This is a genomic window from Pantoea piersonii, assembly GCF_003612015.1.
GTDB lineage: Bacteria > Pseudomonadota > Gammaproteobacteria > Enterobacterales > Enterobacteriaceae > Pantoea > Pantoea piersonii.
On record NZ_RARB01000002.1, the window covers coordinates 69,241 to 84,295 of the forward strand.

A 15,055-nucleotide genomic window follows, 5' to 3' on the forward strand; every position below is an offset into this window, starting at 1 on the left:
CCCGAACTGGATGCAGGGGTGCAAACGCACTGGCGCTGGAAGAGTTCATGATCTGGATTGATTACGTCATTATTGCGGTAGTTGGTTTTTCGGCTCTGGTCAGCCTGATTCGAGGGTTTGTCCGCGAAGCCTTATCTCTCGTTACCTGGGGATGCGCGTTTTTTGTCGCCAGTCATTACTACGCCTACCTTGCAGTCTGGTTTACAGGTTTTGACGACGAACTGGTGCGTAACGGTATCGCCATCGCGGTGCTGTTCGTCGCGACGCTAATTGTCGGCGCGATAGTCAACTATGTGATCGGCTCGCTGGTTGAAAAGACCGGCCTGTCGGGAACCGACAGGGTGTTGGGGGTCTGTTTCGGGGCGTTACGCGGCGTGCTGATCGTTAGCGCGATTCTTTTCTTCCTCGACACATTCACCGGCTTTTCCAAAAGTCCGGACTGGCAGCAGTCCCAGCTCATTCCCCAGTTCAGTTATATAATCAGATGGTTTTTTGACTACCTGAAAAGCACGTCGAGTTTTTTACCCCGGTGACGCCACCGGGAGTGCGGCTAATGAGGAAATGACAACATGTGCGGTATTGTTGGTATCACCGGGTTTATGCCGGTCAACCAGTCGATCTATGATGCGTTAACGGTGCTTCAGCACCGCGGGCAGGACGCCGCAGGCATTTGTACTATCGATGCGCTGAAGTGCTTCCGTCTGCGTAAGGCGAACGGCCTCGTCAGCGATGTCTTTGAAGCTCGCCACATGCAGCGTCTGCAGGGCAATATGGGAATCGGCCACGTTCGCTACCCTACCGCAGGCAGCTCCAGCGCCTCTGAAGCGCAGCCGTTCTACGTTAACTCGCCGTACGGTATTACCCTGGCTCATAACGGCAACCTGACCAACGCGCACGAGCTGCGCAAGCACCTGTTCGAAAAGGGCCGCCGCCACGTCAACACCACCTCAGATTCTGAAATTCTGCTTAATATTTTCGCGCAGGAGCTGGACCGTTTTCAGAACGACCCGCTGGAAGCGGACAACATTTTCGCTGCGGTAGCGGCGGTGCATCAGCAGGTGCGCGGCGCTTACGCCGTCGTCGCCATGATCATCGGCCACGGCATGGTCGCCTTCCGCGATCCCAACGGTATCCGTCCGCTGGTACTGGGCAAACGCGTGCTGCCGGACAGTCGCGTTGAGTATATGGTCGCCTCTGAGAGCGTGGCGCTCGATACGCTGGGCTTTGAATTCCTGCGTGACGTCGCGCCGGGCGAGGGCGTCTATATTACCGAGCAGGGCCAGCTCTTTACGCGCCAGTGTGCCGAGAACCCGAAAAGCAATCCGTGCCTGTTCGAGTATGTCTATTTTGCTCGTCCGGACTCGTTCCTCGACAAGATTTCCGTCTACAGCGCGCGCGTGCGCATGGGCACCAAGCTGGGTGAAAAGATTGCTCGCGAGTGGGAAGATCTCGATATCGACGTGGTGATCCCGATTCCGGAGACCTCTACCGATATCGCGCTGGAGATTGCACGCATTCTCGACAAACCCTATCGTCAGGGCTTTGTGAAAAACCGCTACGTCGGCCGCACCTTTATCATGCCGGGCCAGCAGCTGCGCCGCAGTGCCGTTCGCCGCAAGCTCAACGCCAACCGCGCCGAGTTCCGCGACAAGAACGTGCTGCTGGTGGATGACTCTATCGTACGCGGCACCACCTCTGAGCAGATTATCGAGATGGCGCGCGAAGCGGGCGCGAAACGCGTCTATCTGGCCTCTGCCGCGCCGGAAATTCGTTTCCCGAACGTCTACGGCATTGATATGCCGAGCGCAACCGAGCTGATCGCTCATGGACGTGAAGTGGAAGAGATTTGCCAGTTAATCAAAGCTGACGCGCTGATTTTCCAGGATCTGGATGACCTGATTGAGGCGGTGCGCGAAGAGAACCCCGATATCGCCCAGTTCGAATGTTCGGTGTTTAACGGCGTCTATGTCACTAAAGATGTCGACCAGCAGTATCTGGAGTATCTCCAGTCGCTGCGCAACGATGATGCCAAAGCCCTTCAGCGTCAGAACGAAGTCGAAAACCTCGAGTTGCATAACGAAGGTTAATCGCGTTCTCAGCTATCATGAGATGAACACGGGGCGGAGAAATCCGCCCCGTTTGTTTTCCCGATCCGGCACGCGCTATCATAGCGCCTCACTGAAACGGCAAGGAAGAAGTATGAAACGACTCATCATTGGCATCTCGGGCGCAAGCGGCGCGATCTACGGCGTGCGGCTGCTGCAGGTGTTGCAGCAGGTCAGCGAGGTGGAAACCCATCTGGTGATGAGTCCGGCGGCACGACAAACCCTGAGTCTCGAGACGGACTATACGCTGCGTGAAGTGCAGGCGCTGGCGGACGTGGTGCATGACGTGCGCGATATTGCCGCCAGCATCTCTTCAGGGTCGTTCAAGACCCTTGGCATGGCGATCCTGCCCTGTTCGATGAAAACTCTCTCCGGCATCGTGCACAGCTACAGCGACAGTCTGCTGACGCGCGCCGCCGACGTTGTGCTGAAAGAGCAGCGCAAGCTGGTGTTGGGCGTGCGCGAAACCCCGCTGCATATCGGCCATCTGCGCATGATGACCACTGCCGCCGAGCTGGGCGCGGTCATCATGCCGCCGGTGCCAGCCTTCTACCATCGGCCGCAGTCGATCATGGAACTGGTGGATCAGACGGTGAATCGCGTGGTTGATCAGTTCGATATCACGCTGCCGCAGGATCTTTTTACGCGCTGGAACGGTGCATGACCGTCAGATTTTGCACTATTGAGGTGCAAATGCGCGTGGGCGATCACTCTTCGTGCATTTGATGCACCAAAAGTTAACAAAGTCGCTTTTTCTCTCTTACATCACTGATATATTCCCCTCACAAACCCGGTGGAATCGCCTCGCTGGCGTTCTGCCGGGCGCGCTAATGGCTTGCATTGCTGGCATGAAATATGCAAGAAATATGTGGCTTAACAAGCGCAAACACACATCACGCACCCATAACAAAAAGCACTTCACTGAGGGTAATCTATGAAAAAGCGAGTTCTGGCTCTTTCTCTCATGCTGGGCCTGACCAGCGCCGCCAGCGTTTTCGCCGCGGTGCCGTCGTCGATTCGCATTGGGACTGACCCAACTTACCCGCCGTTTGAATCGAAAAACGCGCAAGGACAGTTAGTAGGCTTCGATATCGATCTCGCTAACGAAATCTGTAAACGCATGAATACCAAGTGCACCTATGTCGAAAGCGACTTCGATGCGCTGATCCCTTCGCTGAAGGCGAAGAAAATCGACGCCATCATCTCGTCGCTCTCTATTACCGCGAAACGTCAGGAAGAGATCGCTTTCTCCGACAAACTCTATGCGGCCAACGCCCGTCTCGTCGCGCCGAAAGGCTCGCCGATCCAGCCGACCATCGAGTCGCTGAAGGGTAAAAACATCGGCCTGCTGCAGGGCACCACCCAGGAAACCTACGCCAATCAAAACTGGCGGCCCAAAGGCGTTAACGTTACGCCTTACGCTAACCAGGATCTGGTCTATCAGGATCTGAACGCAGGCCGTATCGATGCGGCGTTCCAGGATGAAGTGCAGGCGAGCGAAGGCTTTCTGAAGCAGCCGGTTGGCAAAAATTACGCCTTCGCCGGTCCGGCGGTTAAAGACGACAAGATTTTCGGCGTCGGCACCGGTATGGGGCTGCGTAAAGATGACAGCGAGCTGAAAGCGGCTATCGATAAGGCGTTCGAAGCGATGCGCAAAGATGGCACCTACGATAAGATCGCGAAAAAGTATTTTGATTTCAATGTGTACGGTGACTAACCCTGTCGACCTTTGCCTGATCCCTCTTCGTTGAGCCGCACGGCGCAACGCAAAATCTGGTCAGGACTGCCCGCTGGCGCGCCTGCGGGCAGGACATTCATCTTTCTCCACGACAGGATTGATTAAATGTTGTACGGCTATTCCGATGTTATTCTGAAAGGCACCCTGGTCACGCTGGAGCTGGCACTCAGTTCAGTCGTGCTGGCGGTGGTGCTCGGCCTGATTGGCGCGGGCGCGAAACTCTCCCGCAGTCGCCCGCTGGCGATGCTGTCTGAAGGCTATACCACGCTGATTCGCGGCGTGCCCGATCTGGTGCTGATGCTGCTGATCTTTTACGGTCTGCAGATCGCGCTTAACACGCTCACCGACGCTATGGGCCTTGCCCAGTTCGATATCGACCCGATGGTGGCCGGTATTATTACGCTCGGGTTTATTTACGGCGCCTACTTTACCGAAACTTTTCGCGGCGCGTTTCTCGCAGTGCCGAAAGGACAGATCGAAGCCGCTACGGCGTTCGGCTTTACCGGTTCGCAGGTGTTTCGCCGCATCCTGTTCCCCGGCATGATGCGTTATGCGCTGCCGGGCATCGGCAACAACTGGCAGGTGATCCTAAAAGCCACAGCGCTGGTGTCGCTGCTGGGGCTGGAGGATGTGGTGAAGGCGACGCAGCTGGCGGGAAAAAGCACCTGGCAGCCGTTCTACTTCGCCATTGTCGCGGGCGCTATCTATCTCATCTTTACCACGCTGTCTAACGGCGTGCTGTGGTGGCTGAATCGCCGCTACTCAGTCGGCGTAAAAAGGGCAGAGCTATGATCGACATTATTCAGGAGTACTGGAAATCCCTGCTCTGGACCGACGGCTACCGCTTTACCGGCGTCGCCATTACCTTATGGCTGCTGATCCTCTCGGTAGTCATCGGCGGCTGTCTGGCGGTGCTGCTGGCGATCGCGCGCGTGTCGCCGAACCGCTTTGTCAGCATGCCGGTCTGGCTCTTTACCTATGTGTTCCGCGGTACGCCGCTTTATGTGCAGCTGCTGGTGTTCTACTCCGGCATGTATACGCTGGAAGTGGTGAAAGGCTCGGAGCTGCTTAACGCCTTTTTTCGCAGCGGGCTGAACTGTACGCTGCTGGCGTTTACCCTTAACACCTGCGCCTATACCACGGAGATTTTCGCCGGGGCGATCCGCGCCGTACCGCACGGCGAGATCGAGGCGGCGCGCGCCTATGGCTTCTCGACCTTCAAGCTCTATCGCTGCATTATTCTGCCGTCGGCGCTGCGCACCGCGCTGCCTGCCTACAGCAATGAAGTGATCCTGATGCTGCACTCTACGGCGCTCGCCTTTACCGCAACGGTGCCGGACCTGCTGAAGATCGCGCGCGATATTAACTCGGCGACCTATCAGCCTTTTACCGCGTTCGGCCTTGCGGCGGTGCTCTATCTGATTATCTCTTATGTGTTGATTAGCCTGTTCCGTCTGGCGGAGCGCCGCTTCCTCGCACACATCAAACCTTCGTCATCGCATTGAGTGGAACTATGGCTGATAACAAACTGAGCGTGACCGAACTGCATAAGCGTTACGGTGACCATGAAGTATTAAAAGGCGTCTCTTTACAGGCCGATGCGGGCGATGTCATCAGCATCATTGGATCGTCCGGCTCGGGGAAAAGTACCTTCCTGCGCTGCATTAATTTCCTGGAGAAACCGAGCGAAGGCACTATCTCCGTCACCAACGAGCCGATCAATCTGGTGCGCGACACGGACGGTCAGCTCAAGGTCGCCAATAAAGAGCAGCTGCGTTCGCTGCGCACCCGGCTGACCATGGTGTTCCAGCACTTTAACCTGTGGAGCCACATGACGGTGCTGGAGAATGTGATGGAGGCGCCGATTCAGGTGCTGGGGCTCAGCAAGGCGGAGGCCCGCACCCGCGCCATCAACTATCTCAACAAGGTTGGCATCGACGAACGTGCGCAGGCGAAATATCCGGTGCACCTTTCCGGCGGTCAGCAGCAGCGCGTCTCTATCGCGCGCGCGCTGGCGATGGAGCCGGAAGTGCTGCTGTTCGACGAACCGACCTCGGCGCTCGATCCTGAACTGGTGGGCGAAGTGCTGCGTATCATGCAGAAGCTGGCGGAGGAGGGCAAAACCATGGTGGTGGTCACCCATGAGATGGAATTTGCGCGTCACGTCTCCAGCCACGTGATCTTTCTGCATCAGGGCAAGATTGAAGAGGAAGGGCCGCCGGACGCGCTGTTTGGCAGCCCGAAAAGCCCACGCCTGCAGCAGTTTCTGAAAGGCTCGCTGAAGTAGACTTCCGCCTCCTCCGTTACGCGGAGGAGGCGGCCGTTAAGCCGCGCCTTTGCCTGCCGGTTTCCCCACCACATCCTGCAACGCCTCCTGCAAATCATACCAGCGAAAGCCGAAGCCGGAGGCTTCCAGCCGTTTCGGCAGCACATGCTGTCCTCCAAGCACCAGCACCGCCGATTCGCCCATCATCATTTTGATGGCGCTGGCGGGCGTGCGCATAAAAGCCGGGCGATGCATAACATGGCCGAGCGTGGCGGCGAACTGCTCGTTGCGCACCGCGTAGGGCGCCACCATATTGAACGGGCCGCTGAGTTCGTCATGATCCAGCAGCCAGAGGATGGCGTTCACCATATCGTCGATATGGATCCATGGCAGATACTGTTTACCGCTGCCGATGGGGCCGCCGACGCCGAGCCTGAACGGCAGCTTCATTTTGCTTAGCGCGCCCCCTTCGCTGGCCAGCACCACGCCGGTACGCATCAGGCAGACGCGGGTGCGCTCGCTCTGGGCGCTGAGCGCCAGCTGCTCCCAGCGCGCGCAGAGGCTGTGGGTAAACTCTTCCTGGCCCTGATCCTCCTCTGTCATCACCAGCTCGCCGGTATCGCCGTAGTAGCCAGTTGCCGAGCCGGAGATCAATACGCGCGGCGGAGAGTGGCTGGCGTTAATCAGCGAGGCGATGCGTTCGGTAATTTGCCAGCGGCTTTCGCACAGCAGTTGCTTCTGCTGTTCGGTCCAGCGCTTGTCGGCAATGGGTTCGCCCGCGAGGTTGATAACCGCGTCGATGCCGTCAAGGTTTTGCTGCTGCGCCAGTCCTGACCAGAGCGCGACGCCCGCGTCGAGCTTTTCGCGCGCGGCGGCGACATCGCGCGTAACAACGCTGACCTGATGTCCCAGCGTTAACAGGCGTGGAATAAGATGGCGGCCGATGAGTCCGGTGCCACCGGTCATAAGTATGTGCATCTCGCGTCTCCTTATCATTTTTCTGATACGCACTGTTTCAGCATAGAAGAAGCGCGGCCGCGCGCTGCTGCACTGCGTCGCGCTTTGAGAAGATCGGACCAGCAGGAGATTGCTTTGCTGAAAAAAAGTCGGTAAATATCAGGCTACCCGGAAAAGCCAGTTGAGGTAGCAGATGAATTACCCGTCCATCACCCTGTGGTCTGATTCATCGTTTTTTAGTCCTTACGCCATGTCGGTTTACGTTGCGCTCACGGAAAAAGGGGTGCCCTTTACGCTTAAACGCGTCGATCTCTCGCAAAATCAGCAGTTCGCCAGCGATTACCGCACGCTGTCGCTGACCTGTCGCGTGCCGACACTGCAGGTTGATGAGTTTGTACTGAGCGAGTCCTCTGCTATCGCTGAATATCTGGAAGAGCGTTTTCCTGCCCCTGAGTTTGAGCGACTCTATCCGCGCGATCGCGAGAAGCGCGCGCGGGCACGCGAGGTGCAGGCCTGGCTGCGCAGCGATTTCATGCCGATTCGTCAGGAGCGGCCAACTGAAGTGTTGTTTGCGGGCGAGCTTTTCCCGCCGCTGACCCCGGCGGCCACGCAGGCGGTGGAGAAACTGATTGCGGCGAGTCTGCGTCTGTTGCCGGATAACCAGCAGAATTTATTTGGCGAGTGGTCTGTTGCCGACACGGATCTGGCGGTGATGCTGAATCGACTGGCGCTGCACGGCGACGCGCTGCCCGATAAGCTCAGGGAATATGCTGAATTTCAGTGGCAGCGCGCCTCGGTTCAGCTCTGGCTGGCGGAAAGCGGTAAACAACGATAGTTTGCGCCGCTTGCTCAGGCGAGCGGAAGTGATTACCTTACAGCACACTATAACAACGACGTGGCAATCAGGCGCGTGTCGCACGGCACGCCAGAACAGAAAAGGGTTACCGGATGGTGGATCAAACCGCGGGCGACGGCATCGAGTGGGTCGATATCGTCAATGAAGAGAATGAAGTGATTGCGCAGGCGACACGCGCGCAGATGCGCGCGCAGCGTATGCGTCATCGCGCCACCTATATCGTGGTGCATGACGGCGCAGGCAAGATTCTGGTGCAGCGCCGCACCGAGACCAAAGACTTCATGCCCGGCATGCTGGACGCCACCGCAGGCGGCGTGGTGCAGAGCGGCGAAGATCTGCTGGAATCGGCGCGCCGCGAGGCCGAGGAGGAGCTGGGCATTGCAGATGTGCCTTTCGCCGAGCACGGCAAGTTCTACTTCGAAGATGAGCATGTCCGCGTCTGGGGCGGTTTGTTCAGCTGCGTTTACCACGGCCCGTTCGCCATGCAGGAAGAAGAGGTGGATGAGGTGTTCTGGATGACTGCGGACGAGATTACCGCGCGCTGCGATGAGTTTACCGACGACTCGCTCAAGGCGCTGTCGCTCTGGCTGACGCGCAACGGCGACGCGTAAGTTAGACCTGTTAAAAAAACGCCCTGTTGGGCGTTTTTTGTTTTTGCGCACTTAAGTTTGTGCTTTTCAGGCGCAGAAAACGGTCTGTTGCGTAAAGCTGCTGTTTTCAGCCTTCACCACAAAGAAATCGCACATGACGCCCACGCCGCGCGGCGTTGCGTTCAGGCGCCGGGTATGCAACTCGCTGTCGATCATGGCGGAACCTCGCTGGTGCGCTGAAACGGGATCTTTTCAGTGTTAGCGTGCCGGGCGAGTTTCGCCAGTTGAGAAGAGGATAAAAAAAGAGCACGCTCGCGCATGCTCTTTAGAGGACTCAAAGGTCAAAGATCACTCCCTGTGTGGAGAGACCTTAGCCTTCCGCCTGCTGCGACTGAATCGCGGTCAGGGCGATGGTGTAGACGATATCGTCGACCAGCGCGCCGCGCGACAGGTCGTTAACCGGCTTGCGCATACCCTGCAGCATCGGACCGATAGAGATCAGATCCGCCGAACGCTGTACCGCTTTGTAGGTGGTGTTGCCGGTGTTGAGATCCGGGAAGATAAAGACCGTAGCGCGACCCGCGACCGCAGAGTTCGGCGCCTTGGATTTGGCCACATCTTCCATAATCGCCGCGTCATACTGCAGCGGACCGTCGATCACCAGATCCGGGCGCTTTTCCTGTGCGATGCGCGTAGCTTCGCGAACTTTCTCCACGTCGCTGCCTGCGCCGGAGGTGCCGGTCGAGTAGGAGATCATCGCCACGCGCGGTTCGATGCCGAAGGCATGCGCAGAGTCCGCAGACTGAATGGCGATTTCCGCCAGCTGCTCTGCCGTCGGGTCCGGGTTGATGGCGCAGTCGCCGTAAACCAGCACCTGCTCCGGCAGCAGCATAAAGAACACTGAGGAGACCAGCGAGCTGTTCGGCGCGGTCTTGATCAGCTGCAGCGGCGGACGAATGGTATTGGCGGTGGTGTGCACGGCGCCCGACACCAGACCGTCGACTTCGCCGCTCTCCAGCATCATGGTGCCGAGCACCACGTTGTCTTCCAGCTGCTCCTGCGCAACCACTTCGGTCATGCCTTTGTTTTTACGCAGCTCGACCAGACGAGGCACATAGTTGTTGCGCACCACTTCCGGATCCACGATCTCGATGCCTTTGCCCAGTTCGACGCCCTGTGCGGCGGCGACGCGCTGGATCTCATCTGGATTGCCCAGCAGCACGCAGGTAGCGATGCCGCGCTCGGCGCAGATAGCGGCCGCTTTAACGGTACGCGGCTCATCGCCTTCCGGCAGCACGATGCGTTTGCCCGCTTTGCGCGCCAGCTCGGTCAGCTGATAGCGGAAGGCCGGCGGCGACAGGCGACGGCTGCGCTCAGAGGTGGCGGTCAGCGACTCGATCCAGTCGGCGTTAATATAGCTGGCGACATACTCCTGCACTTTTTCAACGCGCTGGGTATCGTCGCTGGGCACTTCGAGGTTGAAGCTCTGCAGGCTGAGCGAGGTTTGCCAGGTGTTGGTTTTCACCATAAATACCGGCAGGCCGGTCTGGAAGGCGCGCTCGCACAGCTTCGCGATGCGGCTGTCAATTTCGTAGCCGCCGGTCAGCAGAATGGCCCCAATCTCTACACCGTTCATCGCGGCGAGACAGGCGGCCACCAGCACGTCGGGACGGTCCGCTGAGGTTACCAGCAGCGAACCTGGACGGAAATGCTCCAGCATATGCGGCAGGCTGCGCGCGCAGAAGGTCACCGACTTGACGCGACGGGTGGCGATCTCGCCTTCGTTGATCACTTCGGCGTCAAGGTGGCGACACATATCAATGGCGCGCGTAGCGATCAGATCAAAGCTCCAGGGCACGCAGCCCAGTACCGGCAGCGGACTGTCGGCGAACAGCTGTTTCGGATCGATATTGGCGACGCTGGCTTTGGTGGAGTCGTCGAAAATTTCCGACAGATCGGGGCGCGTGCGTCCCTGTTCATCCACCGGCGCATTCAGCTTGTTGATAATGACGCCGGTGATGTTTTTGTTTTTGCTGCCGCCGAAGCTGCTCTGCGTCAGTTCGATACGTTCTTTGAGCTGGGCAGGGGAGTCGTTACCAAGCGCCATAACAAAGACGATTTCGGCGTTCAGCGTCTTGGCGATCTCATAGTTGAGCGCGTTGGCGAACTGGTGCTTACGCGTCGGCACCAGACCTTCTACCAGCACCACTTCCGCATCTTTGGTGTTTTCATGGTAGCGAGCGATGATCTCTTCCATCAGCACGTCCTGCTGGTTAGCGCCCAGCAGTGACTCCACGCGCGACATTTTGAGCGGGTCGGCGGCGGGAATCGACGAGTTCTTGCGGATGATCATCGTGGTCTGGTCCAGCTTATCGCCGCCAGCGCGCGGTTGCGCGATAGGTTTAAAGACGCTGAGACGAACGCCTTTACGCTCCATGGCACGGATCACGCCGAGGCTGACGCTGGTCAGGCCGACGCTGGTGCCGGTAGGAATAAGCATAATTGTACGTGACACGTTTGAACCTCGCTTTAGGTAGTGTCAAAACAACGCCGTCAGCCGAAGCTGACGGTGAAGGAAAAATCAGGCGGTAAGACGCGCCGCATCCTGGGCGATCACCAGCTCTTCGTTGGTCGGAATTACAATAGCCGGGCGAGTGCCCTCTTTATTGATAAAGCCGGATTTGCCGAAGCGCGCCGCCAGGTTGCGCTCGTGGTCAACCTCGAAGCCGAGCAGGCCCAGCTTTTTCAGCGACAGTTCACGTACCATCGCCGCGTTTTCGCCGATCCCGCCGGTAAAGATCACCGCATCCAGTCGGCCTTCCATCATGGCGCTGTAGCTGCCGATATATTTTGCCAGACGATGGCAGAATACATCCATGGCGCGCTTCGCGTCCTCTTTGGTTTCGTAGTTATCTTCAACGTAGCGGCAGTCGCTGGTGACGCCGGTCAGGCCCAGCAGGCCGGACTCTTTAGTCAGCAGCTTATTGATAGCGTCGACGCTCATGCCCAGCGTGTCGTGCAGATAGAAGACGATAGCCGGGTCGATGTCGCCGCTGCGGGTGCCCATGACCAGGCCTTCGAGCGGCGTCAGTCCCATTGAGGTATCGACGCATTTACCGTTGCGCACTGCCGCGACGGATGCGCCGTTGCCGAGGTGACAGGTAATGATATTCAGCTCGTCGACCGGTTTGTTCAGAATCCTGGCCGCTTCGTGCGTTACATAGTAATGGCTGGTGCCGTGCGCGCCGTAGCGGCGAACGCCATGCTCTTTATAGAGATGGTAGGGCAGGGCATAGAGATAAGACTCTTCCGGCATCGTCTGATGGAACGCCGTGTCGAAAACCGCCACATTTTTATCGGAAAGATGCGGAAAGTTTTTCATCGCCTCTTCAATGCCGATCAGATGTGCCGGATTGTGCAACGGCGCGAAAGAGGCGTTGTCTTTAATACCCTGCACCACAGCATCGGTGATGACGACGGATTCAGTCAGTTGCTCACCACCATGAACGATGCGATGACCAATTGCAGCAATTTGTGCCGAAAGCTCTGGTTTTTGTGCCAGAATAGTTTTAACGATGAAATTCAGGGCTTCGCTGTGAGCGGCGCCGGCACCAAGAGGGGCTTCGTGTTTTTCTCCGTCCAGTTTCCATTTAATGCGCGCTTCCGGAAGGTGGAAGCATTCAGCCAGACCGGACAGGTATTCCTCTCCGCTGGCGGCATTCAGGATGGCGAACTTCAGTGAAGAGCTGCCGCAGTTCAGAACCAGTACTAACTTACTCGACATGGAAGTACCTATTTGTTAAAAGTGGCTAAAAATAAGGCAATCAGACTATCAGCGTAGCCCATGAAAGCGGGGAGATTAATGATAACCCCGTTGCGGTAGTCAAAATGTTGCTTCTCCGCAAAAAAATTTCGGTAATTTTACGCAATTTTTTGAAATTTGCTTAGCGAAAGCTGGCCGTTACGTTTGTCGTTTACCTTCTTACCCGCTTCCAGTACGTTATTGAGGCTGGGTCAGAATAGCGAGTGTCCCCTTTAAAGACAAAAATTTTTGAAGGATGTCACGTAAAGTTGTGTAGTTATAAAATAATTTTATTTTTTGCTGTTTTAGTTGAGGTCCGCCATGGCGAATGATTCTGGCACTACTGGCTGGTTCCGTATTTTTCAAAACGGCCAGCACTATATGAAGACCTGGCCGAATGATAAACGCCTCGCGCCAGTCTTTCCTGAAAACCGCGTCTCGAGCGTGACCCGTTTTGCTATCCGCTTTATGCCGCCGCTGGCTGTTTTTACGCTGAGCTGGCAAATCGCGCTGGGCGGACAGCTGGGGCCGGCAGTCGCTACCGCGCTCTTTGCCTGTAGCTTGCCGATGCAGGGTCTGTGGTGGCTGGGCAAGCGCTCGGTGACGCCATTGCCGCCTACGCTGCTGCACTGGTTCCATGAGGTGCGCGCCCGGCTGGAAGAAGCGGGACAGGCGATTGCGCCGGTCGAGGGTAAGCCGACCTATCAGGCGCTTGCTGACCTGCTCAAGCGGGCATTTAAGCAGCTGGATCGCACCTTCCTTGACGATCTTTGATCGACAGCCTTTTTCCCGCTGAGAGAATTTGCCGCTCAGCCGGGGTTAAATCAAAGAAAAGTGATGCGGGCGTACCCGCATCACCCGCCTTATGCCATCATTTCCCGTCTAATTCTTGAGCGGCCGTTCGGCCCAGGAGCCTCTGATGGAAATGACCCACGCACAGCGTCTGATTCTCTCTAACCAGTACAAGATTATGGCGATGCTGGAGCCGGATAACGCCGAGCGCTATCGTCGTTATCAGACCATAATCGAGCGCGGCTACGGGCTGCAGATGCGGGAGCTGGATAAAGAGTTCGGTGAACTGACGGAAGAAACCTGTCGTACCATTATCGACATTATGGAGATGCACCATGCGCTGCATGTCTCCTTTGCGAATCTTGGCGATAAAGCCTCGCTGGATGAGCGTCGGCTCGCTTTCCTCGGCTTTGATGCCGCCACCGAAGCGCGCTATCTCGGCTACGTACGTTTTATGGTGAATACCGAAGGGCGTTATACCCAATTCGATTCCGGCACCCACGGCTTTAACGCGCAGACGCCGATGTGGGAAAAGTATCAACGTATGCGAGCGGTATGGCACACTTGTCCGCGTCAGTATCACCTGAGCGCGACTGAAATCGCGCAGATTATTAACGCCTGACGGGAGTGGCCTGTGACCTATTGCGGTTTTTTGTTTGATCTGGATGGCACGCTGGTGGACTCTCTGCCTGCCGTAGAGCGGGCGTGGAGTAACTGGGGAGCGCGGCACGGCATCGCAGCCGATGAGATTCTGAGTTTTATTCACGGCAAGCAGGCGATCACCTCGCTGCGCCATTTTATGGCGGGTCAGCCGGAGGCGGCCATTCAGGCGGAGTTTCGCGCGCTGGAGCAAATAGAAGCGCAGGACACCGACGGCGTGCGCGCATTGCCGGGTGCGCACGCGCTGCTGACACATTTAGATGCGCTGCAGATCCCCTGGGCTATCGTAACGTCCGGCACAAAACCGGTAGCGCAGGCGCGCCATCAAGCCGCTGGCCTGCCGCTACCGTCGGTCTTTATTACTGCCGAACAGGTCGAGAAGGGCAAGCCTGAGCCGGATCCCTATCTGCTCGGGGCGCAAAAACTGGGGCTGCCGGCGGAGAAGTGCGTGGTGGTGGAGGACGCGCCAGCCGGGATTCTCTCTGGTCTGAACGCCCGCTGCGCGGTTATCGCGCTCAATGCGCCCGCCGATACGCCGCGCCTGACGGAAACCCTGATGCAGCTTCACTCGCTGGCGTCACTGCAGGTTACGCCGCAGGCCGAAGGCGGCTTTTCCCTGCACCTGAAAAGATAAAACCAGGCGGCGGCATCACGCCGCCGCGCTACAGCGGTGAATCCTGTGAGATTTCGTCCAGCGACAGGCTGAAGCTGGGAATAAACACCTCGACGAAATAGTCCATTTCCGGCGAACGGCGCTGCTGCAGGGTTTTCTCCAGACGCGCCTTGGCCAGCAGGAACTCATTATTGCCTGCGGAAAGCTCTTCCAGACATTTCAGATAGGCGCAGAGCGCGTCCGCCTGTTTTACCACCGACTGTTCCGCTTCGCTGTGCTGATGCTCATCAAGCAGCGGGCGGTAAACCTCCTGCAGTTCTTCAGGAAGCATCTCGATCAGCTTCTGCTGGGCAATCTTCTCTATCTTTTTGTACTCATGAGCGATTTGCGCGTTGTAATACTTAACCGGCGTCGGCAGATCGCCAGTAAGCACTTCGCTGGCGTCATGATAAAGCGCCAGCATCGCAATACGATCGGCATTGAGACTGCCGTTGAACTTTTTGTTTTTAATCACGGCGAGCGCATGCGCCACCATCGCGACCTGCAGACTGTGCTCAGAAACGTTTTCAGTGCGCACATTGCGCATCAGCGGCCAGCGGTTGATCAGTTTAAGGCGGGAAAGATGGGCGAAAAAGTGGCTTCGGGTCATGCGTTATCCTGTCAGCAACGGGGGAAG

The 15,055-nt window shown here is 57.4% G+C and carries 17 protein-coding genes; 12 read left to right on the forward strand and 5 right to left on the reverse strand.

Going from position 1 to position 15,055, the window contains the following annotated elements; genetic code table 11:
* Positions 1 to 47: 47 nt before the first annotated feature.
* From cvpA to hisP, 7 genes are all read left to right on the forward strand, one after another.
* Entirely contained in the window at positions 48 to 533 is a 486-nt protein-coding gene (gene cvpA / locus D7S44_RS06160) for a colicin V production protein (protein WP_021509181.1), read from the forward strand.
* A 36-nt stretch (positions 534 to 569) separates the two neighbouring features.
* Positions 570 to 2,087, forward strand: coding sequence for an amidophosphoribosyltransferase (gene purF / locus D7S44_RS06165; RefSeq protein ID WP_120453053.1), 1,518 nt, complete (start codon positions 570 to 572; stop codon positions 2,085 to 2,087).
* A gap of 112 nt (positions 2,088 to 2,199) precedes the next feature.
* A complete protein-coding gene (locus D7S44_RS06170; protein WP_033750543.1) occupies positions 2,200 to 2,769 on the forward strand; it encodes a UbiX family flavin prenyltransferase in 570 nt (189 codons plus the stop codon).
* Between the two features lie 270 nt (positions 2,770 to 3,039).
* On the forward strand, positions 3,040 to 3,822 hold the full coding sequence (gene argT / locus D7S44_RS06175; RefSeq protein WP_120453055.1) for a lysine/arginine/ornithine ABC transporter substrate-binding protein ArgT: 783 nt from the start codon (positions 3,040 to 3,042) through the stop codon (positions 3,820 to 3,822).
* A 126-nt stretch (positions 3,823 to 3,948) separates the two neighbouring features.
* Positions 3,949 to 4,635: a histidine ABC transporter permease HisQ gene (locus D7S44_RS06180; RefSeq protein ID WP_120453056.1), complete on the forward strand. Its 687-nt coding sequence runs from the start codon at positions 3,949 to 3,951 to the stop codon at positions 4,633 to 4,635.
* Positions 4,632 to 5,348 (forward strand): ABC transporter permease, encoded by a 717-nt coding sequence (locus D7S44_RS06185; RefSeq protein WP_120453058.1) that lies wholly within the window; start codon positions 4,632 to 4,634, stop codon positions 5,346 to 5,348. The genes D7S44_RS06180 and D7S44_RS06185 overlap by 4 nt, the downstream gene beginning before the upstream one ends.
* Before the next feature lie 8 nt (positions 5,349 to 5,356).
* A complete protein-coding gene (gene hisP / locus D7S44_RS06190) occupies positions 5,357 to 6,130 on the forward strand; it encodes a histidine ABC transporter ATP-binding protein HisP (RefSeq protein ID WP_120453059.1) in 774 nt (257 codons plus the stop codon).
* Positions 6,131 to 6,166: 36 nt separating this feature from the next.
* Here hisP and D7S44_RS06195 read toward each other — a convergent pair whose 3' ends face one another.
* Positions 6,167 to 7,087 (reverse strand): TIGR01777 family oxidoreductase, encoded by a 921-nt coding sequence (locus D7S44_RS06195; RefSeq protein WP_120453061.1) that lies wholly within the window; start codon positions 7,085 to 7,087, stop codon positions 6,167 to 6,169.
* A gap of 172 nt (positions 7,088 to 7,259) precedes the next feature.
* Here D7S44_RS06195 and yfcF point away from each other — a divergent pair, with 172 nt between their 5' ends.
* On the forward strand, positions 7,260 to 7,901 hold the full coding sequence (gene yfcF, locus D7S44_RS06200) for a glutathione transferase (protein WP_120453062.1): 642 nt from the start codon (positions 7,260 to 7,262) through the stop codon (positions 7,899 to 7,901).
* Positions 7,902 to 8,014: 113 nt separating this feature from the next.
* Positions 8,015 to 8,533: an NUDIX hydrolase YfcD gene (gene yfcD, locus D7S44_RS06205; protein WP_120453064.1), complete on the forward strand. Its 519-nt coding sequence runs from the start codon at positions 8,015 to 8,017 to the stop codon at positions 8,531 to 8,533.
* A 66-nt stretch (positions 8,534 to 8,599) separates the two neighbouring features.
* Here the strand turns inward: yfcD and D7S44_RS23975 are convergent, their stop codons facing one another.
* From D7S44_RS23975 to ackA, 3 genes are all read right to left on the reverse strand, one after another.
* Entirely contained in the window at positions 8,600 to 8,728 is a 129-nt protein-coding gene (locus tag D7S44_RS23975; protein ID WP_257025866.1) for a hypothetical protein, read from the reverse strand.
* A gap of 154 nt (positions 8,729 to 8,882) precedes the next feature.
* Positions 8,883 to 11,027, reverse strand: coding sequence for a phosphate acetyltransferase (gene pta, locus D7S44_RS06210; protein WP_205685215.1), 2,145 nt, complete (start codon positions 11,025 to 11,027; stop codon positions 8,883 to 8,885).
* A gap of 66 nt (positions 11,028 to 11,093) precedes the next feature.
* Positions 11,094 to 12,296: an acetate kinase gene (gene ackA, locus D7S44_RS06215; RefSeq protein WP_120453067.1), complete on the reverse strand. Its 1,203-nt coding sequence runs from the start codon at positions 12,294 to 12,296 to the stop codon at positions 11,094 to 11,096.
* 339 nt (positions 12,297 to 12,635) lie between these two features.
* On the opposite strand from ackA, the gene yfbV reads away from it, so the two are divergent.
* The 3 genes from yfbV (at position 12,636) to D7S44_RS06230 (ending at position 14,400) form a co-directional block, all read left to right on the forward strand.
* Positions 12,636 to 13,088, forward strand: a complete 453-nt coding sequence (gene yfbV / locus D7S44_RS06220) for a terminus macrodomain insulation protein YfbV (protein WP_120453069.1) — start codon at positions 12,636 to 12,638, stop codon at positions 13,086 to 13,088.
* 145 nt (positions 13,089 to 13,233) lie between these two features.
* Complete coding sequence (locus D7S44_RS06225; RefSeq protein WP_120453071.1) at positions 13,234 to 13,728, forward strand: YfbU family protein; 495 nt, start codon at positions 13,234 to 13,236, stop codon at positions 13,726 to 13,728.
* A gap of 12 nt (positions 13,729 to 13,740) precedes the next feature.
* Positions 13,741 to 14,400: a sugar phosphatase gene (locus tag D7S44_RS06230; RefSeq protein ID WP_120453073.1), complete on the forward strand. Its 660-nt coding sequence runs from the start codon at positions 13,741 to 13,743 to the stop codon at positions 14,398 to 14,400.
* A gap of 28 nt (positions 14,401 to 14,428) precedes the next feature.
* On the opposite strand, the gene yfbR is transcribed toward D7S44_RS06230, so the two are convergent.
* Positions 14,429 to 15,028, reverse strand: coding sequence for a 5'-deoxynucleotidase (yfbR, locus tag D7S44_RS06235; protein ID WP_120453074.1), 600 nt, complete (start codon positions 15,026 to 15,028; stop codon positions 14,429 to 14,431).
* Positions 15,029 to 15,055 lie beyond the last annotated feature (27 nt).